Below are 19,743 nucleotides of genomic sequence, written 5' to 3'. Positions count from 1 at the left end.
CCGCACACACCCTTCTATCCGGCCCGGGAAGAACCGGCCTCACACACCAGGTCCCGGTACGTCCGGGCCATGGTCTGAGCGGCACCGGCCACAGTCGCGAACGGTCGCGCCAGGGAGATTCGGATGAACCTCAGACCCTCCACCGGGTCGGCCCAGTGGAAGGGCGCGCACGGCAGAACGTGGACGCCGCGGACCAACATCTCCTTGTAAAGGACTTCCGAGTCGGGGCCGTCCTCGGGGAGTTCGATCCGGGCCACGCTGATCTGCGAGTCCGGGTCGGCGAGCCTGAGACCGACCTGGCCGATGGTCTCCTCGACCACGGCCCGGTTGCGCTCGACGAGCTCACCGGCACGCTCGTAGCCGCCGTCGGCCCAGTCCTCGGCCAACTCGGTGACCAGTTGGAGGACCACCGGGGAGGCGGCGAGCAACGACTCGGAGAAGGCACGCTCGATGGGCAGCTCGGTACGCGCGCTGTAGGCGAGCAGACCGATCTTGAGTTCGTGGGTCGGCCACAGCTTGCCGGTGTCCTCGATGGTGATCCAGTCGGCGCCCGCATCGTCGAGCACGGCGTAGGTGTCGTACTGGGCGTCCCGGGTCTGGCCCCGGAAACTGGCATCGATGATGACGGTCTGGCCGTGCCGCGCGGCGTGCTCGGCCAGCGACCTCAGGTGGCTCTCAGGGGTGATGAGTCCGGTCGGGTTGTTGGGGAGGGTCACCACGATCGCGCTGACCGGCGCGCCCGGCCACTCCTGGGCGAGGAGCTGTTCCTCCGACAGCGGCACGAGCTTCAGACCACGGGTCGTGAACAGGTCGGCGATGTTGTCGAACGTCGGGTGCAAAACGGCGACGTTCGCTCCTGCCGGCAACGCCCGGGCGACGATATCCGTCGCGAGAGTGGACGAATAGCAGCTAAGGATACGGCCGGAACCGACCGGAGCCCTGTGCTGTCCGATGACCCTGAAGAACGCCTTGTGCGCCTCGAGTTCGATTTCCGGGAAGGGCCGCCGTGTGGCCCGAAGGAACATCTCCGGGATACGGGCGACGATATTCGACTGCTGGGGTGTGAGGTCGAGGCGAGCGTGGCCGTCGGTGAGGTTGAGCCCTCCCTCGTCATCCGACAGTGCGTCGACTTCCATGGTCGTCAGGTTGACAACTCCGGTCATCCTCAGTCCTCCGATAGGTCCCCGGACACTCAGTGGCCACCGCGTCTGTGCGGATGACTGGGTCACCGGAAAAGCGCGGTCCGGCTTCGTGGAATCTGGCGCGTCGCAGAAAATATAGATAGCGGTGCGGGCCGTGCGCCTGTCCCCTCTAACGGGGACCACTTCACTTTTCCATCCGTGCCTAGACTCCGATCCGTGCTGGAACGGACCGGGAGCAAGGTCGCTGCCGGCAGAATCGGGGAGGAACGACACAATGCACCACCTGGTACTCACACCCGGAGAGAACGAGGCGCTCTCCCCGGTGCTGGCCGAACTCACCCGGTCCTACGACACGATCGAGGACCCTGAGCTGATCCGCCAGGCTTCCGTGCTCGCGAAGGCCCTGCCGGACCGTCTCCTGTCGTTCCTGGAGCAGTACCGCCTCGAGGAGCCTTCCGCGCTGTGCCTGGTCTCGGGCTTGGAGATCGACGAGGCGGCGCTCGGGCGGACGCCGCCGCACTGGCGCGACAGCCAATACGAATCCCCGTCCTACCGGCAGGAGATCTTCTTCCTGTTGTGTGCCGCAGCCCTCGGTGACGTCTTCGGCTGGGCGACGCAGCAGGACGGGCGGATCATGCACGACGTGCTGCCGATCAAGGGGCACGAGAACTACGAGATCGGTTCCAACAGTCTCCAGCACCTGTCATGGCACACCGAGGACGCGTTCCACCCGTGCCGGGGCGACTACGTGGCGCTGATGTGCCTGAAGAACCCCGACTCGGTGGAGACGGTCGTATCCACCGTGCCGGACATGGACTGGTCGGACATCGACGTGGAGACCCTGTTCGAGCCGGAATTCACCGTCATGCCCGACAACTCGCACCAGCCGCAGCAGGGCGTGCTCTCCGGTGACCCGAGCATCGACAAGCTGCGTGAGCGGAGCTTCAACCTCATCCAGGAGTGGAACGAGAGACCGCAGAAACGACCACTGCTTTACGGCGACCGCAGCGACCCGTACATGGCACTCGACCCCTACCACATGGACTCCTCCGAGTGGTCGGAACGCGCCCAGAATGCTTTCAAGCAGCTCTGTGACGAGATCGAGAAGAGGATGCGCGACGTGGTTCTGCGCCCCGGAGACCTCGTCTTCATCGACAACTTCCGCGCGGTGCACGGTCGCAAGTCGTTCAGGGCCCGCTATGACGGGACGGACCGCTGGTTGAAGCGGCTCAACATCACCCGCAACCTGCGGGGTTCCCGGGCATGGCGGCCCACGGCCGAGGACCGTGTCATCTACTGACTCCGGCCGCGCCGGCCGCCGCGAGGCGGTCGGCGAAGTCGGCCAGGGCGGACAGGTCAGCGTTGGCGACGCTGACCCGCAGCGTGCCGCGGTCCTCCGGGTGAAACGCCGTGCCCGGGATGACCAGGGTGTCGTGTCCCAGGACGAGTTCCCGCACCACGGCCTCAGTGGGCTCCTCAGGGAACGGATGGCGCAGCCAGCCGAAGAACCCGCCCGCGGAGAGCAGTTCGAACCCTCCGGGCCGTCCCGCCATCACCTGCGCGAACCGCTCCTGTTTCGCCTCGATCTCGGCCGCGCGTTCCCGACGCCACCGCCCTGCCCCCGTGAGTCCGGCCCAGGCGGCTTCCTGGCCGATGCGCGGCGGGCAGATCGCAACGCAGTCGAGCAGCTTCATGATTTCCCGGTTCAGCGCGGGTGAGGCCAGGACCGCGCCGACCCTGTATCCGGGGATCGCGAGGTCCTTGGAGAAGCTGTGCAGGCTCACCACGGTCTCCGTCCAGCCCGGGTCGGCGAACAGCGGGTGCGCTGGTTCCGACGTGCCACGGAACGAGCGATAGGTCTCGTCCAGGACGAGCGCGATCCCGTGCCGTTCGGCCACCCGCGCGAACCGGACGATCTCCTCCGGGGGAATAGTCACCCCGCTGGGGTTCCCGGGTGTGACCAGGACGATCGCCCGTGTGCGCGGGGTGATCAGCGCCTCGGCGGCGGAGGCTGTCGGTACCTGGTCGGTGTCGGGCTCCAGGTAGACGGGGGTGACGCCGTCGAGCCGGAGCCACATGTCGTGGTTGAAGTAGTAAGGCAGCGGCAGGACGACCTCGTCGCCCGGCTCGGTCAGGGCGGAGGCTACCAGGCAGAACGCCTGGTTGCAGCCTGCGGTGACAACGACGTTCTCCTCCCCCACGCGGCCCCGGTAGTCCTTCGACAACTCCTCGGCGAAGGCGGATCGCAGCTTCGGCAGCCCCGCCAGGTCGACGTAGTCCGCGCCGTGCGCGTCGCGGGCGACGGAGACCACGTGCTCCACCACCGAGGGAGCGGGCGGGTACGTCGGCGCTGCCTGGGCGAGGTCGAGTAGATCGCCGGATCGCCCCTCCCCTCGTTCGTCGAGAAGTGCGTACGTCGCACCGATCGGCGAGGCGGTCCCCCGCAGGGTTCTGTGGGTCAGTCGCACGCCGGCCTTCCTTCTGTCAGCTGGACGGGGCTCCCGGCCGCCGGACGCGGCCGACCTCCTCCGGGCGGCGGCACCCGGCGGCCGGGAAGGGGGTAGGGCAGTCGGTTCCCTCGGATCAGGACCCCAGCAGGCGCGAACGCCAGCTCTCAGGGAGCTTCTCCCCGTACTCGATACCGGTCGCCTCCCCGAAGGCGGCGATCTCCTCCAACTGCTCGACGACCGCTCGGCGCAGGCTCTCCGTCGGCTCGACGTCGGCCTCCAGGAAGATGCCCTCCACGACCAGTGTGCCGCGCTTGCGCTCGACGCGCGGGGAGATACGGCCCACGAGCCGGTCCTCGTGCAGGATCGGCAGGAGGTAGTAGCCGAAGTCCCGCTTGGCCCTGGGGATGTACATCTCGTTTCGGAAGTCGAATCCCCACAGGCGCTGGGTCAGCCGACGGTCACTGACCAGGTTGTCGAACGGGGAGAGCAGCGCCGTGCGCCCGTGCCACTCACCGGCGCGGATCGCCTCCAGATCCTCCCAGGCGTCCGCATGCACGTACCAGGTCTCGGCCCGGGCGGCGCCGTCGACTCGGACGGGGACCACCCGCCCCTGGTCGGCCAGGGAGCGGAGGACCTTCGGCAGTCCGGTGTACTGCCCGCGCAGGAAGTACTGCCTGATGTCCACCGGGCGGGCGATCCCCAGCGCGCGCAGGGTGTGTTCGGTGGCGAGCGAGACCATGTCCTCGGCCGGCATCGCGAGCCGTTCGGTGTCCGACGGCAGGCAGGCGTCCGGCAGGCCCCACAGGCGCTGGCCCGCTTTGCGGTCCTGCACCATGATTCTGCCCTGCCGCCACAGGAAGGTCAGCATCCGCTCGACGTTGCGGCCCGCGGTCCAGCCGGAGGACGGCCAGTCCATCTCGGCCCGGTCCTCGAAGGCCTCGGTAGGCAGCGGGGCGCCCTCGGCCAGGCGGGACATCACGTGTTCGAGGAGCGCCTGGTTGGCGTCCATCCAGACCTGGGTGAACGACCGGTTCGGTGGCGGATAGCCGTCCATCGCCACCCGGTGCAGCGGATAGTCCTCCGTCAGCACGATGGCCGCAGCGTGCGCCCAGTACTCGAAGAGCCATCTTTCCTGCCACCACAGCTCGTTCAGGTGGGGGCGCGCCGAGGCGCCGAGGCGGCTCCAGAGAACGAGTTCGTGGCTGGGTGCCACGACGCTCACCGGGTCGAGCTGCAGATAGCGCAGTGAGCGCAGGACGGTGCGCACACCGTCGACGGTCGCCGCCGGACGGGAGCCGGACAGGTGCTGTCGGGTGAGGGCCAAGCGACGCGCATGGGTCCGGCTGAGCGTCAGGGAGGGTTGGGCTGGAGACATCGTGCTGCTCCTTGCTGGATTCAACCTACGGCGGGCGTGAGCAGTTCGAGGACACGCTCGTCCTCGTGCGGCGGCCTGGAGTCCGTGAAGGACTCGGTACGGGTGCTCTGCCAGCCGAGCAGGGCCACGCGGGTGAGTTCGGCCTTGTTCCCCACACCGAGCTTGGTCCTGAGGCGCTTGACGTAGGTGTCGACCGTGTGCGGGCTTATGCCCAGCCGGGTGGCGATCTGCCCGTGGGTGAGGCCGCGGGAGATCAGCCGCAGGACCTGGGTCTCACGGTCGGAGAGGTTGTGGTCGATGGCGGCCGTCCGCTCGCCCGGTGACGTGCTCATGCACTCGCACGGTCTCGCCTCCACCCCGGCGGCGACCGCGCGGACGGCCCGCACGATGCATTCGGCGGAGTCGCTCCTGCCGATGACGGCCGAGGCACCCGCCAGGAGGTAGGCATCGGCGCCGTTCCCACGGTCGTGGTTGACGATGAGGATGGGTACGTAGGTGGCGAGTGAGGTGAGACGGCGTACCCTGTCCGCGGAGAGCGCTTCGGCGTCGGCCAGGAGGACGTCGGCACGCCCGACCGGGTCCTCCTCGGTGGAGCCGTTCACCACGACGGGGGATATTCTGGCGTTGTTCAGTATGTGCACGAGGCCAATTAAATATACCGGGGAATTCACCAAAACTTCAACGCGGATCACAACACCCTCGCTTCTCTGCTAATCTTCAACCAGTACCGCAAACCAGTGGTGCGACCTCCGCGAGATTGGCATAAAATACCCGAAAATCCACGATAGCCTCAACCCTGGATTGTGAGAAAGCCACCCTTCCCTCGCGCCTTGACCAGCACTGAAAACCGGCGATGTAACATCATGCAGGACACGTGGATCCATGCCACAACCGCAAATCCAAACACACCGCCGGCCAAGGCGACACAATCCATTGTGCGTCGATTACGAACATCCCCCAATCCGCTGATAATTGCGAATCAGGTCAGATGCTACCAGCGCACCGGAGTGCCCTATGTACCTATTTTGGGGGACATGTGAGCACAGGCCACGAGTGTGATGATTAAGCTCCAATTGTGAAGAATGAGCAGTCAGCTGCACATCTGTGCGATGACTCGGGATCGGGCCACCTCGTAAGCGGACTCGTCGAAGCCGGGCGCACCACGCTCGGCGAACCAGTGGCCCGAGCCCTCGTACTCGAAAGTCCGCAGCTCAACCCCGGCCGCCCGAAAACCCTCGTCCGTCTCCGTCAGCTCCTCTTCGGTGAAGAACTCGTCGTCCGGCACGATGTGCAGTTCCACTCGGAGCGTGCGCTTCACCTCCCCCTCCGGCGGCTGCCCACCATAGAAGAGGGTGAGTTCGTCCGGACCCGCCTGGCCAAGACCCACCAGGTGGGAAGCGTGGAAAGCACCCATCGAGAAGCCCATGGCCGCCCATGGCCGCCCCTGCGCCGAAAGCTCCTCGGCGATACCGCAGAGCCTCGCGAGAGCGGCCTTCTCATCCAGCTCCGCATGCAGGGCCTCCGCCTCCTCGACGGTCGCGGCGTTCCTCCCCCCGAAAAGGTCGGGGACGAGCACCCTGCGTCCAGCCCCCGCCAGAACCTCGGCCCACTCGTGGACGGCCGGCGTGACGCCCCACCACGGGTGCAACAGCAGCACGGCCCCACCGTCCTCCGGGCCGACACACGTCACTCCATAGTTCTCGTTCGCACCAGTCATACCCACCCCAAACCGAAACCTCGAGTAATCAGACGCCCACTTTACCCTCGGAGGTCAGTCGAGCGCGAACCATGGAACACGTTCGGGAAAGCGATCCAAGCCATCGGAATCGACCAAAATTCCTCAGCCCGTTCGACCCGGTTCACTGGAAAGACGTTCGCACCCCCAGAGGTCTCCGCCCAACAGATCCGCGGTACCTCATCGGCGGGGCGGTGCGTTTCCCGCACACCGGAGACGTGACCAAAAAGCGCCTCCGAGTTCTCGCAGACAGAATTCCCCCGTTCTTCCGCATCCGGATCCACCTCTGCGACCGGTGCCCGCCGTGCCCCGCGGCCCCCGGTTCGGGTGACACGACATCCCCGCGCACAGGCCGTACCTTCCTGGAGTCAGGGCACAGGGGCCCACTCGTTCCGGCACTGGAGTTGTATTGATGCACACCGACAGCCAGGCCCGACAGGGCGACGGGACGGACACGGCGACGCCCGTGTACGACCCCTTCTCCTACGAGCTCCATGAGAACCCGTACCCGGTGTACGCCTGGATGAGGGAGAACGCCCCGGTCTACCGCAACGAGGAGCGCGATTTCTGGGCGCTGTCCCGGCACGCCGACGTGCTCTACGCACTGCGCAGCCCGAAGCTGTTCTCCAACAAGAACGGCATCTCGCTGGAGACGGAGCTGTGGGGCCCCGAAGCCTACAAGACCAGTTTCTTCCTCGCCATGGATCCCCCGGAACACGGTCGGCTGCGTACTCTGGTGTCGAGCGGCTTCACAGCCCGGAACGTCGCCAGTCAGGAAGCACGAATCCGCCAGATGGCCCGGGACCGGCTGCTCCCCCTCCTGGAGCAGGGCGAGTTCGACTTCGCCGGGGACTACGCCGCCGCCCTGCCCAACGACATCGTGTGCGACATGGTGGGCATACCCGCCGCTGACTGGGACCTGATCCGCATCGACACCGACCAGCTGAACATGCGGGCCGACGGCGAGGAGGACCGCTCCCAGGAGAACGTGGCTGCCGCCCTCCGCCTGGCCTCCTACTTCGTCGCCCACGTGACCGAGCGGCGGCGGAGTCCCGGCGACGACCTCGTCTCGCACCTGCTGGACGTCCGGGTGAAGGGCGAACCGCTCAATGACTCGGAGATCGTCGCCTTCCTGTTCCTACTGATCACCGCCGGAAACGAGTCCACGGGCAAGCTCATCGGCAACGCCTGGTACCACGGTTGGCTGCATCCCGACGTCAAACGGGCCGGCCTCGACCACCGGCCCGACGACTGGGCCTCGGAGACCCTGCGCTACGACTCCTCCAGTCAGATGGTCGCCCGCACCCTCACCGAGGACGTCGTCCTCCATGACGTCCGGCTCCCCGCGGACTCCCGGATCGCTGTGCTACCCGCCTCGGCCAACCGCGACCACCGGGTCTTCCCCGACCCCGACCGCTACGACCTGGACCGTGACACCAGCCAGCTCATCAGCTTCGGGCGCGGCCCGCACTACTGCCTGGGAGCCGCCCTCGCCAAGCTGGAGATCAGGATCGCTCTGGAGGAGATCGGCGCCCTGGTCTGCGACTACGACATCGACATGACCTACGCGCGCCGGGTGCACTCCCCACACCAGCGCGGCTTCGCCGTCCTACCGACCGCCGTGACGATGCGTTCCATGCCCCGCGACCTGCCCGGGTAACCTGCGGTGCCCGGGATCAGCCTGGTCAGGCGCGTCCGTCGTAGACGGCACTCACCACCAACCCGCGACGCACCAGGAACCCGCCGTTGAGCGTGGACCAGCGGACACCGTCGACCACCGGTCCAGGAACCAGCAGCCGAGCGCTGAAGCTCGCGGTGTCCGGTTCGATCGTGATGTCGGCCTCCAGAAAGTCCAACCACTTCCCGGTGAGCGGGAACCACGCCTTGTAGACCGACTCCTTGGCGCTGAACAGCAGCCGGTCCCAGGCGACGCCGGGCCGGGTGGGCAACCTGTCGCGTTCCCAGGGCAGCGAAACCACGCGGAGGACGCCCTCGGGCAGCGGCTCGTTGGGTTCGCCGTCCACCCCGAGAGCGGCGACGTCGGCGCGGTGGGCGACGGCAGCGGCGCGAAAGCCCTCGCAGTGGGTAATACTGCCCACCACACCCGGCGGCCAGACCGGCTCACCGGACCCGCCTCGCCGGATCGGCACCGGTTCGACCCCGAGCTCGACCAGGGCGGCTCTGGCGCAGTGCCGACCAGTGGCGAACACGCGCCTGCGGGCCTCCACCGAACGGGCGACGCACGCGCTCTCCCCCGGGTGGAGCCGAACCCCCGGCGGGTCGTCGTAGACCTCCGCCGTCGCCACCGCACGCGGCAGGATGTCCGCCAGCACCCTCACTCCTCCCGCAGCGGCAGCACCTGGCACAGACCCGTGTCGTCCGCACGGTCGGCCCACTCGTGCGGGTAGCCCATCGAGACCTCCCTGAACGGCACCCTGTCGTGCCAGGTGGTCCGGCGAACGTGCAGGTGTCCGTAGACGACAGCGGCGGTGTTGAAGCGCACGTGCCAGTCCCGGGTCCGCTCCGTCCCACACCACAGGGCGAACTGCTGGTGGCGCAGGATCCGGGTCGGGTACCGGATCAGCGGGAAGTGGTTGACCAGCACCACCGGGCGGTCCGGATCGAGCGCGGCCAAGCGACGCTCGGTGAGTTCCAGACGGGAATGGCACCAGGCATCGGGGCCCGGGTGCGGGTCCGGGTGCAGGAGCGCCTCGTCGGCGCAGACCACGCCGGACTCCCACGCCGCCTCCAAGGCCTCGTCCTTGGTGGTCCCCTCCGGGCGGAAGCTGTAGTCGTACAACAGGAACAGCGGGGCGACGGTCACCGGGCCGCCCGCCCCCTCCCACACGGGGTACGGGTCCTCGGGGGTGTCCGCGCCCAGTTCCCGCACGACCCTGACCAGTTCCTTGTACCGGGTCTCGCCGCGAAGGGCGCCTCCGTCCGCTCCGACGGACCACAGCTCGTGGTTCCCCGGCGTCCAGATGACCCGCGCGAAACGGTCCCGGAGCAGGGCGATCGCCCAGGCCAGGTCATCGATCCGCTCGGCGACATCACCGGCGACGATCAGCCAGTCGTCAGAGCTTCCGGGCCGGAGGCCGACGACCAGGTCACGGTTTCTCCGGTGGGTGACGTGGAGATCACTGATAGCGAGGAGTCTGCCGTCCACTGCCCTCTCCCAGAAGTGCCGCCTCGATGATCCCGGTGAGTGCCTCCGGCTGCCGTTGGAGAAAGTAGTGTCCCCCGCCGGGCACCGTCGCCAGCTCAACCGAGGAGCCGAAGCGCTTCCACAGACGGTGCCTGTGCTGGTAGCGCGGTGTCTCCGGGTCGTCCGTACCGACAACCACGGTGATCGGCGCCGCGAGCGGCTCGGTGTTCCCCCGGCGCGGCCAGCTCTCGGTGAAGTAGCGCCGGGCGGCGGACGCGTCATGGCGGAACGCACGCATGACGAAGGCGAGCTCCTCCTCGTCGACCACCCCGTCGAACCCGCCGAGCGACTGGAGGTAACGCATCTCCGCCCGGTCCGCCTCGGGCCCCTCGCGTTGCCGCCGCGGGAACAGCCGACTCTCGTAGAAGGGGTACGAGGCACCGAGGAACAGCCGCTCGACGGGCCGCCCGGCTGCCTCCACGCGGCGTACCACCTCGACCGCCAAAGCGACCCCGACGCAGTGGCCGTAGACGGACACCGGACCGTCAACGGCCTTCAGCACCTCATCGGCGACGTCCCGCGCGACATCCTCGAACGGGGCCAGTTCCGGGTCTCCCCCGAGCTCGTGGCCCGGCAGCGACACCGCGAGCAGGGACAGATCGGGGGCGAGCTCAGCGGCGAGCGGCTGATAGCTGATCGCTCCGCCGCCCCCGAAGGGGACGCACACCAGGGTGTGCGCACCACCGCTGCCCGGGTTCAACCGGAGCAGCGGGCCGGCCCCCTCCTCCGCGTCCAGTACCGACGCCAGTTCACGCACGCTCGGCCGAGCCGCGAGCAGCCCGACCGTGGCCCCCTCGATCCGGCGTACGGCCCGCACGGCCGCGAAGGAATCGCCGCCCAAGTCGAAGAAGCTGGCACTGACGTCGACGGCGGGCACCCCCAGGACGTCCCGGAAGACCTCGGCGACGGCCTCCTCACGCGCGGAGGCCGGAACCGTGTCGGCCGTCGTCGCCGTCGGCAGGGGGTCGGGCAGGGCTCGCCGGTCCACCTTGCCGTTACGGTTCAGCGGCAACGCCGGCAGAACGGTGACCGTGGCGGGGACCATGTAACGGGGCAGCTCCGCCCGCAGGGTCTCGTGCAGGGTGTCCGTGTCAGGCGCATCACCGGTGATGTAGGCGGCCAAACGCGTCTCCGCACGGACGACCACCGCCGCCTCCCGAACCGAGGGCTGTCGGAGCAGGACCTGTTCCACCTCGCCCGGTTCGATCCGGTAGCCGTGGATCTTCACCTGGTGGTCGACCCGGCCGAGGAACTCCAGCGCACCGTCCCGCAGCCTGCGTACCCTGTCACCCGTCCGGTAGAGCCGCTGGCCGGGCCCGGCGAGCGGGTGGGCGACGAAGCGTTCAGCGGTCAGCGCGGGACGGTTCACGTATCCGCGCGCCAGTTGGACCCCGCCGAGGAAGAGTTCGCCCGGTACGCCGACGGGCGCGGGCGTCAGCCGGTCGTCGAGGACGTACGCCCCGGTGTTGGCGATCGCGTCACCGATCGGAACCACTCCGGGCGGTCCCGGTCGCGAGCAGTCCCACCAGGTGACGTCGACGGCGGCTTCGGTCGGCCCGTACAGGTTGTGTAGCTCGACCCGGGGCAGCGCGGACCGAAAGCGTTCGACCAGCCCGTGCGGGAGCACCTCGCCGCTGCAGATCACCCGGCGCAGGGAGCGAGGTTCGAACGTCTCGTCCAAGAAGAGCTGGAGCATCGACGGTACGAAGTGCGCGACGGTGACGTCCTGTTCGGCAAGTGTGCGGGCCAGATAGGCGCTGTCCTGGTGTCCACCGGGGCGGGCCAGCACCATGACGGCCCCGGTCATCAGCGGCCAGAACAACTCCCACACCGACACGTCGAAACCCAGCGGGGTCTTCTGCATCACCCGGTCCCCGGGGCCGAGCGGGAAGGTCTCCTGTGCCCACAGCAACCGGTTGACGATCGACCGGTGGGTGACGGTCACCCCCTTGGGCCGACCCGTGGAGCCGGAGGTGAAGAGCACGTACGCGGTGTCGGAAGGGTCGCCGGCGTACGCGTGCACGGGCACGGGCGCGAGGTCCGTGGGCATCAGGACGTGTCCCGCCCCGGCACGCACGGCCCGCTCCGCCTGGTCCTCCTGAGCGTAGACCACCTCGGCTCCGGCCTCGCCGATCATGAACTCCAGCCGCGCGTCCGGGAGGGAGGGCTCCAACGGCAGGTAGGCGGCACCCGCGAACAGCGCGCCCAGGACGCCGACGACCATGTCCGGGGAGCGTTCGGAGCAAATGCCCACGACCCGGCCAGGACCCGCTCCGGCAGCGGTCATCGCTGCGGCCGCCCGTCGGGAGCGAGTGATCAGCTCCGCATAGGTGAGGGTGTCCTCGTCGGTGCGGATCGCGACCGCGTCGGGGCTCGCGGCGGCCTGCCGCTCGATCAGCGCGGTCAGGGTCCGCTCGGAGTCCGGATAAGCCGCGCTCCGGACCGGAGGTACCGGAGAGCTGTCCGTGGCCGCAGTGGCCGCAGCGATCGCGTCGACGACGGTGTCGGTCTCGGCCAGTGCTGCCAGCGCGGCATGGAAGTAGTCCATCAGGTCCTCGACGGCGCCCGGTTCGAACCGATCGCGGTGGAAGACCAGCCGCACGACCGAGACCGGCGCGGGCGTGACGATCAGGGTCAACGGCTCGCTCGTCTTCTCGAAGTCGTTCAGCGACCGGATCGAGAGCTGTCCGGAGAGCTCGTCACCGCCGATGCCGAGGGGGTAGTTGTCCAGTACGACGATGCTCTCGAAGAGCGGTTGTCCACTGGGCAGCCCCGCCCACGAACGGATCTGCGCGAGCGGCGCGAACTCGTACCGTCGAGCCCTGGAGTGCGCGGACTGGATCTGCCGCAGCCAGGGCGCCGTCTCGCCGCCGTCGGGCACGGTGACCCGGATGGGCAAGGTGTTGATGAACGAGCCGACCATCTCCTCGACACCCGGCAGTTCGGCGGGGCGGCCCGAGCTCGTACAGCCGTAAGTGACGTCCGCGCTCCCGCTGAAGCGGGACAGTACCAGCGACCACGCCGCCTGGAGCATCGTGCCGAAGGTGACCCGATGGGCGGCCGCCGCCGCTCGCAGCCGGTCGGCGAGGTCCTGCGGCAGATCCCTTCGGCACTCCCGGACCTCTCCGGCTCCGCGTTGCGGGTCGGGCCGCCGCAGGGTGCCGAGGCGTCCGCTGTCGGCGGCACCGGACAGGAAACCCGTCCACCAGTCCTTCGCCGCCTCCATGTCCTGGCGCTGCAGCCAGGCGACGTAGTCGCGGTACGGGGCGGGCTGGGGCGGAGCCTCCTGGCCCCCGATGACGCGGAGATAGCGCCGCACGACGTCCGCCATCACGATCGGCACGGACCAACCGTCGATCGGAAGCATGTGGTGCGTCCAGACGAACCCGTGGCTCCGGTCTCCGAGACGGATCAGGTGCAGCCGCTGCAGCGGTGGCAGCTCCGGGTCGAAGCCCTTCTTCCGTTCCTCGGCCAGCAGCCGTTCGAACCTGTCCCCGCGCTCCGCCTCGTCCGCGTCGGACCAGTCGTGTCTGCGCATCGCCCCCGGCAGTTCCCGGTGGACCACCTGGAGGGGCTTGTCGAGCCCCTCCCAATGGAACGAGGTCCGCAGGGCGGGATGCGCGTCGACGACCTGGTGCCAGGCGCGCTCCAACGCGTCGGCGTCCAGCGGGCCCTCGATCTCGAAGCTGCGCTGGGCGACGTAGGTGTCGGCGTCGCCGCCGTACAGCGTGTGCAGCAGCATGCCCTGCTGGAGCGGTGACAGTTCGTAGACGTCTTCGACGTTGCGCCGGTTCACCGTCCGTCCCCGTCCGACGCGATCCGGTCGAGCAGTCCGTCGATCTGTGCCTGGTCGGCCCTGGCGAGCGGGAAGTCCGACGGGGTGTGCGCGGCGCGGCCACCGGCCACCAGAACGGACAGCTCCTCCAGGAGTTGTCCGGCCAGCCGCTCCACGGTTTCCTGAGAGTGCAGCAGGTTACTGTACTCCCAGGTGAAGGTGAGCACGCCGCGGGCGGCTGAGACGCGCACCTCGATCGCGTAGGGGCGCCGGGCCAGGGGGCTCGCCGCCGGACCGGCCGCACCAGCCATGGTGAACCCGTCCGTGGCGGGTGCGGGCTCGTCGAGTCCGCCGGTGTAGTCGAGAACCAGGTCGGCCGGGGAACTCGGCACCGGATCGTTGGACTGGCGCAGCAGCTGCCAGCCGAGCCCGTTCCCGGGGACGCCCCGCAGCGCTTCCTTCACCGACTTCAGGGTGGTCTCGGGCGTGCTTCCGGGTTCACTGGTGAGCGAGACCGGGTGGAGGGTGTCGAGCCAGCCGACGGTGCGGGTCAGGTTCATGTCGTCGAAGACCTGGTCCCGGCCGTGCCGCCACAGGTCGACGACGTGCCTCGGGCCACCGGTCCAGCCGCCGAGGGTCCGGGCCAGAGCAGCCAACAGGAGCTCCTCGACGCGGCAGTTGAGCGCGGCCGGTACACCGCGGAGCACCGCTTCGGTGGTCTCGGAGGAGGCTTCCCGCACGACCCGGCGGAGACTCCCGACCGTGTTGGCCTCCGGTCCCGCGGCGGTGTCGACGGGCAGGGCTCCGGGCGCGCCTCCGACGACGTCCTCCCAGTACCGCCGCTGCGACTGCACCGGCTGGGTTCCGGCGTGCGAAGCGAGGCGGCGGGTCCAGGACTGCCAGGACGTCGTTTTGGCCGACAGGGTGACCGGCTGGCCCGCTCCCAGTGAGAGCAGTGCGGTTCGCAGGTCCTCGACGAGGATCCGGATCGAGGTGGGGTCGGCGACCAGGTGGTGCGCGATCATCGCGAGCAGGTCCGGGCGCTCGGCGCCCAACTGGAAGAACGCGAACCGCGCCATCGGCCCGACCGCGGGTTTGAGCCCCGCTGCGGCCTCGGCGGTGAGCTCCGCGATGCGGCGGTCCTGCTCGTCGGAGCCCAGGGCGGACAGGTCGTGCGCCTCGAAGGGGGTACGGGAGTCGGGCAGGGCGATCCTGACACGTGTCCGGTCGCCGTTGAGCTGGAACCGTTGGCGGAGGCCGTCGTGGTGGAACAGCAGCTGCGCAACAGCGTCGCCCAGCGTGTCGGCTGTGTAGGTCTCACGGAGCTCGAGCAGCGTGGAGACGTTCCAGTGGTGCGGGTCGGTGAGCTCCTCCGCACAGAACCAGCGCTGCGGAGCCGCCAGCGCGACGGGCCCGCTGACCACGCCCTGCTCGGCGTCGATGACCGGAGCAGCGGCGGTCACCTCGGCGAGGAGCGCGACCGTGGGGTGTTCGAAGAGGTCGAGCGGGGAGAGGCGGATACCGAGGTCCTGTGCCTGGGCGACGACCTGGATGACCAGGATCGAGTCGCCGCCCAGCTCGAAGAAGTTGTCGTGGACACCGACGCTCTCGACCCCGATCACCCGGGAGATGATCTGCGCGAGCTGCTGCTCCATAGGCGTCAGCGGAGCGACGAACTCCTTTCCGCCGACCGGTCGGTCCCCACTGGGCGCCGGCAGCGCCGCGTGGTCGATCTTGCCGTTCGGATTGAGCGGCAGCGCGTCAAGCCCGACGAACACGGCGGGCACCATGTGGGACGGCAGCTCCCTCTCCAGGAACCGCCGCAGGTCACCGGTTTCGGGAACCCGATCGGCACGCGGGACGACATAGGCCACCAGCCGCTTGTCGCCGGGGGCGGGTTCGTGCACGACGACCACGGACTCGGTCAGCTCCGGGTGGCGGCTGAGTCTGGCCTCGATCTCCGCGGGCTCCACCCGGAACCCGCGGATCTTGATCTGGGCGTCCACCCGGGAGACGAACTCCAGGTTCCCATCGGGCCGTTGGCGTACGAGGTCACCCGTCCGGTAGAGGCGCTGGCCGGGGCGCGCGGGGTCGGGGTCAGCGACGAACCGGTCCGCGGTCAGCCCCGGGCGACGGTGGTAGCCGCGGGCCAGGCTGACACCGCCGATGTACAGGTCACCGAGGGCGCCCACCGGGACCGGCCGCAGCCAGTGGTCCAAGACGCGCAGGTCGGCCGAGGGCAGTGGCCTGCCGATGGGCAGGTTGGGCCAGTCCCGGCCCTGCTCGACGGGGTCCAGGCGGAAGAAGGTCGAGCTGACCGTGGTCTCCGTCAGACCGTAAACGTGCATCAGCGGTACGCCGAGTCGCCGCCACGCGGTGATCCGGTCGGGGAGAACCCGTTCCCCGCCGATGATCACCAGTCGGAGCGATTCCGGCAGCTCGCGTCCCTGTTGCTCCAACTCGCGCGCCCACTCGTGCCAGTACGCGGTCGGCAGCTCCATCACCGTCAGCCGCTCCCGCTCGACAAGGTCGGCGAGGTCGGCCCCGCCGCCGAGCAGCCGCTGGGTGGGGATCACCACCGCGCCACCGGCCAGCCAGGTCGGGAACAGCTCCTCCGCCAGTACGTCGAATCCGGGCGAGGCGAACTGGAGGAACCGGTCACCGCCGCCGAGCCCGAAGCGCTCCACCACGTCGCGGGCGAACACGACCAGCGAGTGGTGCTCGATCATGGCTCCCTTGGGGCGGCCGGTCGAACCCGAGGTGTACACGATGTACGCCAGGGAGTTCGGATCGGGCGGTTCGGGAAGGTCGTGGTCCGGCCCCTCGAACGGTTGGTCAGCGAAGACCGTCTCGTCCGGCAGTTCGATCCCCGCCCCGGCAAGGGCGTCGGCGGGTCCCTCCTCCGTGACGAGCACCCGGACGCCCGCGTCGGCGATCGTGGCCGCAAGATGGGCCGGCGGATAGGAGGGGTCCAGCGGGACGTAGGCGCCGCCCGCCTTGAGCACGGCGAGGATCGCGACGGCCATCCGCGGCGACCGGTCGACCAGGACACCGACCGGGACATCCCGGCCGACACCTCGTTCCCGCAGCCGGTGCGCGAGCGCGTTGGCTTCTTGGTTGAGGTCGCCGTAGCTGACACCGACCCCGTCGTGGACCACGGCGGTGGTGTGCGGGTCGAGAGCCGCCCGCCGCTGAAAGAGTTCGACGAATCCGGGGGCGTGAGCGCCCGACGGCGTGGGGGCGGGAAGGGATGCGGACGGCGTCTCGGTGACGATGAACTCCACGTCGCCGACCGCCGTGTCCGGCGCTGTCACCACCTGACGCAGGACGTTGACGAACTGCGAGGCCAGCATGACCACCGTCTCGGTGTCGAACAGCTCGGTACGGTACTGCCACTGGAGCGACACTGTGTCCCCGCGCGGAATCGCGAACAGTGTCAGGTCGATGGAGACCGGTCCGAGGTCCATCGGCTCCGGGGTGATCGTCAGCCCCTCCAGTTCCAAGGTGCTCTCAGGCGCGGTCAGGACGTTGACCATGACCTGGACCAGCGGGGTCTGGGAGGCCTCCCGCCCGATGCCCAACTCCTCCAGGAGCCTCTCGAAGGGCAGTTCCTGGTGGTCATAACCGGCGGCCGTCGTGTCCTTCGCCGCGTGCACGAGCTCGCGCAGGGTCTGGTCCTCGGCCAGCCGCATCCGCAGCGGCAGCAGATTGGCGAAACAGCCGATGACCCCCTCGCTCTCCACCCGGTTGCGGCCGGACACGGCCGATCCGATGACCATGTCGTCCTGTCCGGCGTACCGGTGGAGGAGCACGGAGAACGCGGCGAGCAGCACCATGAACAGCGACGCGTTCTCACGTTGGCTGAACGCCTTGAGTTCCGTGCTCAGCTCTGGTGAGAGGTCGATGTGGTGCTGCGCGCCGGCGAAGGTCGGCCGGGACGGGTAGGGCCGGTCGGCGGGCAGCGCCAGCCCGGTGGGCACGCCTTCCAGCGCCTGACGCCAGTAGGCGAGTTCGGTGGCGATCCGCTCCTCGCCGAACTCCCGCGCCTGCCACGCCGAGAAGTCGCCGAACTGGATCTCGGGCAGCGGCAGGCCGCCCTCTCCTCCCTCCCGGTAGATGCCGTACAGGGCCACGAACTCCCGGACGAGGATCGACATCGACCAGGCGTCCGACGCAGCGTGGTCGGTGGTGAACAATGCCACGTGGACGTCCGGTGCCAAGCGGAGCAACCGGATCCGCAACCGCTGCGGGTCCTCCGGTGCGAAGGGGCGCACCATCTCCGCGTCGGCCCGCAGGCGCACCTGCGCGAGCTGTTCGTCAGAGGGCAGGTGCGACAGGTCGACCACGGGGGTCGGGACCGGTGTGACCGGCCGGACCACCTGCACGGGAACGCGGTCGCGCAGTTCGACGACGGACCGCAGCGCCTCGTGCCTCTCGATGACCTCCGTCAGCACCCGACCGATCAGGCGCAGGTCGAGATCACCGACGATCCGCAGGGCACCGCTGATGTTGTTGGACTCCCTGATCCGGCTGGTGGCCCACTCGCGCTGCTGGGCGAACGACAACGGGACGGGCCCGTCCTGGTCGCGCGCCCGGATACGGTCGTGCTGAGTCGGCCCCCGCTCGGCCGCCATCTCGGCGAGCCGGGTCTCCAGGAGTTCACGCTTCCGCGGCGAGAGGCCCGCGATTCGGCTCCTCAGGTTGTCAGTCATCGGACCGTCACCGTTCCCGAGTCTTGGCGCAGTACTTCTGCGAGATGAGAGAGCCCAGCTGTGAGCTCGGCGGTGGTACCGCCGAAACCGAGCCGGGCGAACGAGCGGTAGTCGTCGCCGAAGCACTCACCGGGGACCAGCAGGACGCGGTGCTGCTCGGCAAGTCGGCGGCAGGAGCGCACCGGATCCGGCAGGCGTGGGAACTCGACGAAGGCCGTCACCCCGCCCGACGGCGGGGTGAGACGGACCAGGTCGGGCAAGCCTTCCGCCCACCGCCGCAGGAGTTCGAGGTTGGCACCCGCGTGCTCGCGTTGAAGCGCCACGATCCTGTCCGCGTTGCGGACGGCCTTCTCGGCGAAGAACTCCAGCACCGGGGACACGTACAGCGCGATGTAGTCGCGCAACACGGCCATCTCCTCCAGGAGTTCCCTCGGCGCCAGGCACCAGCCGACCCGCATGCCCGCCAGACCATAACTCTTGGAGAGGGTGCCGAAAGAGACGACCTTGTCGTAGCGGTCGTGCGGCAGCCTCAGCGGGGGCGCCGTGTACGTCATCTCACCGAACGCGTTGTCCCACACGAGCCAGGACCCCGCCTCGGCCGCGATAGCGATGAGTTCGTCCTGCTCCTCAGCGGTGATCGAGGCGCCGGTGGGGTTGTGCGGGAAATTCACGACGATCATCCGGGGACGGGACGCGGCGAGCTTGCGCAGCAGGTCGATGTCGGCGGAGAAACCCTGGTCGGCGCGGAGTGGCCACCGGGTGATCCGACAACCCCGGGACCGGGCTATGTCGTACAGCTGTTGGTAGGCCGGGTCGACGGCGATCACCTCGTCACCGGGGTCCAGCAGCGTCTGCATGACGATGTAGATCGCCTCACTGGAACCGTGGGTGACCATCACCTGGTCGACGTCACCGTCGGTCCAGCGGTCCGCGAGCGCGGCACGCAGCCCGGGCCCGCCGAAGGCCTCGCTGTCGTGCAGGACCATCGCGTCCAGTTCGGACAGCTCGAAACCGCAGACCTTACGCAGCTCGGCCACTGACAGGTCCCGTACACCACTGCTGCCGATGTCGTGGTCGACCGCGTGATAGTAGTCGCGCATCCAGGCTTCGAGCTTGGCAATGGCAAGTCCCATACGTAAATCCATCCCGTCCGCGACAACTCAGGTGGAGACGCTGAAGCCGAATTCTGAGAGCTCCGGGCGAATTCCCCACACGTTCGATCACTGTCACCCTGAGAGGCGACAACGGCCTTGAGGCGTGGGGCAACGGCCCGTTTCCGGGCTACCCCACCTTCCTTCAGAACCGGCCGCGTACGCATGTCGTCCTTTCAGGTGACACCGCGTTCCGGC

The 19,743-nt window shown here is 68.8% G+C and carries 12 protein-coding genes; 2 read left to right on the top strand and 10 right to left on the bottom strand.

The window, feature by feature from the left end; translation table 11 throughout:
- Nucleotides 1-14: 14 nt before the first annotated feature.
- Nucleotides 15-1,136 carry an aminotransferase class I/II-fold pyridoxal phosphate-dependent enzyme gene (locus ACUKCB_RS03285; protein WP_473038958.1) on the bottom strand — a complete coding sequence of 374 codons (1,122 nt, stop codon included), beginning with the start codon at nucleotides 1,134-1,136 and terminating at the stop codon, nucleotides 15-17.
- A gap of 280 nt (nucleotides 1,137-1,416) precedes the next feature.
- Here ACUKCB_RS03285 and vioC point away from each other — a divergent pair, with 280 nt between their 5' ends.
- Nucleotides 1,417-2,442 carry an arginine beta-hydroxylase, Fe(II)/alpha-ketoglutarate-dependent gene (vioC, locus tag ACUKCB_RS03280; protein WP_473038957.1) on the top strand — a complete coding sequence of 342 codons (1,026 nt, stop codon included), beginning with the start codon at nucleotides 1,417-1,419 and terminating at the stop codon, nucleotides 2,440-2,442.
- On the opposite strand, the gene ACUKCB_RS03275 is transcribed toward vioC, so the two are convergent.
- The 4 genes from ACUKCB_RS03275 to ACUKCB_RS03260 form a co-directional block, all read right to left on the bottom strand.
- Nucleotides 2,432-3,610 (bottom strand): aminotransferase, encoded by a 1,179-nt coding sequence (locus ACUKCB_RS03275; RefSeq protein ID WP_473038956.1) that lies wholly within the window; start codon nucleotides 3,608-3,610, stop codon nucleotides 2,432-2,434. The genes vioC and ACUKCB_RS03275 overlap by 11 nt on opposite strands.
- A 115-nt stretch (nucleotides 3,611-3,725) precedes the next feature.
- Nucleotides 3,726-4,967: a winged helix-turn-helix domain-containing protein gene (locus ACUKCB_RS03270; protein ID WP_473038955.1), complete on the bottom strand. Its 1,242-nt coding sequence runs from the start codon at nucleotides 4,965-4,967 to the stop codon at nucleotides 3,726-3,728.
- Nucleotides 4,968-4,987: 20 nt separating this feature from the next.
- Nucleotides 4,988-5,608, bottom strand: coding sequence for a helix-turn-helix transcriptional regulator (locus tag ACUKCB_RS03265; protein WP_473038954.1), 621 nt, complete (start codon nucleotides 5,606-5,608; stop codon nucleotides 4,988-4,990).
- A gap of 449 nt (nucleotides 5,609-6,057) precedes the next feature.
- Nucleotides 6,058-6,624 (bottom strand): dienelactone hydrolase family protein, encoded by a 567-nt coding sequence (locus ACUKCB_RS03260; protein WP_473038953.1) that lies wholly within the window; start codon nucleotides 6,622-6,624, stop codon nucleotides 6,058-6,060.
- A 490-nt stretch (nucleotides 6,625-7,114) separates the two neighbouring features.
- Between ACUKCB_RS03260 and ACUKCB_RS03255 the strand changes: the two genes are divergently transcribed.
- Nucleotides 7,115-8,362, top strand: a complete 1,248-nt coding sequence (locus tag ACUKCB_RS03255) for a cytochrome P450 (protein ID WP_473038952.1) — start codon at nucleotides 7,115-7,117, stop codon at nucleotides 8,360-8,362.
- 25 nt (nucleotides 8,363-8,387) lie between these two features.
- Here ACUKCB_RS03255 and ACUKCB_RS03250 read toward each other — a convergent pair whose 3' ends face one another.
- Genes ACUKCB_RS03250 through vioD form a run of 5 tightly spaced genes read right to left on the bottom strand, consistent with a single transcriptional unit; the run spans nucleotide 8,388 to nucleotide 19,527 of the window.
- Entirely contained in the window at nucleotides 8,388-9,035 is a 648-nt protein-coding gene (locus ACUKCB_RS03250) for a 4'-phosphopantetheinyl transferase family protein (RefSeq protein ID WP_473038951.1), read from the bottom strand.
- 2 nt (nucleotides 9,036-9,037) lie between these two features.
- On the bottom strand, nucleotides 9,038-9,868 hold the full coding sequence (locus ACUKCB_RS03245) for a metallophosphoesterase family protein (RefSeq protein ID WP_473038950.1): 831 nt from the start codon (nucleotides 9,866-9,868) through the stop codon (nucleotides 9,038-9,040).
- Nucleotides 9,840-13,703 carry an amino acid adenylation domain-containing protein gene (locus tag ACUKCB_RS03240; protein WP_473038949.1) on the bottom strand — a complete coding sequence of 1,288 codons (3,864 nt, stop codon included), beginning with the start codon at nucleotides 13,701-13,703 and terminating at the stop codon, nucleotides 9,840-9,842. The genes ACUKCB_RS03245 and ACUKCB_RS03240 overlap by 29 nt, the downstream gene beginning before the upstream one ends.
- Entirely contained in the window at nucleotides 13,700-18,394 is a 4,695-nt protein-coding gene (locus tag ACUKCB_RS03235) for an amino acid adenylation domain-containing protein (RefSeq protein ID WP_473038948.1), read from the bottom strand. The genes ACUKCB_RS03240 and ACUKCB_RS03235 overlap by 4 nt, the downstream gene beginning before the upstream one ends.
- Entirely contained in the window at nucleotides 18,391-19,527 is a 1,137-nt protein-coding gene (vioD, locus tag ACUKCB_RS03230) for a capreomycidine synthase (protein ID WP_473038947.1), read from the bottom strand. Before vioD ends, ACUKCB_RS03235 begins: the two co-directional genes overlap by 4 nt.
- Nucleotides 19,528-19,743 lie beyond the last annotated feature (216 nt).

The organism is Nocardiopsis moroccensis (assembly GCF_055763695.1).
The sequence above is the reverse complement of the archived record's forward strand: the minus strand, read 5'-3'. Positions and strand labels throughout refer to the sequence as shown.

Bases quoted from the DNA above. Each gene is read 5' to 3' on its own strand.
- vioD (WP_473038947.1), bottom strand. From the start codon at position 19,527: ATGGGACTTGCCATTGCCAAGCTCGAAGCCTGGATGCGCGACTACTAT.
- ACUKCB_RS03255 (WP_473038952.1), top strand. From the start codon at position 7,115: ATGCACACCGACAGCCAGGCCCGACAGGGCGACGGGACGGACACGGCG.
- ACUKCB_RS03285 (WP_473038958.1), bottom strand. From the start codon at position 1,136: ATGGAAGTCGACGCACTGTCGGATGACGAGGGAGGGCTCAACCTCACC.
- ACUKCB_RS03235 (WP_473038948.1), bottom strand. From the start codon at position 18,394: ATGACTGACAACCTGAGGAGCCGAATCGCGGGCCTCTCGCCGCGGAAG.
- ACUKCB_RS03270 (WP_473038955.1), bottom strand. From the start codon at position 4,967: ATGTCTCCAGCCCAACCCTCCCTGACGCTCAGCCGGACCCATGCGCGT.
- vioC (WP_473038957.1), top strand. From the start codon at position 1,417: ATGCACCACCTGGTACTCACACCCGGAGAGAACGAGGCGCTCTCCCCG.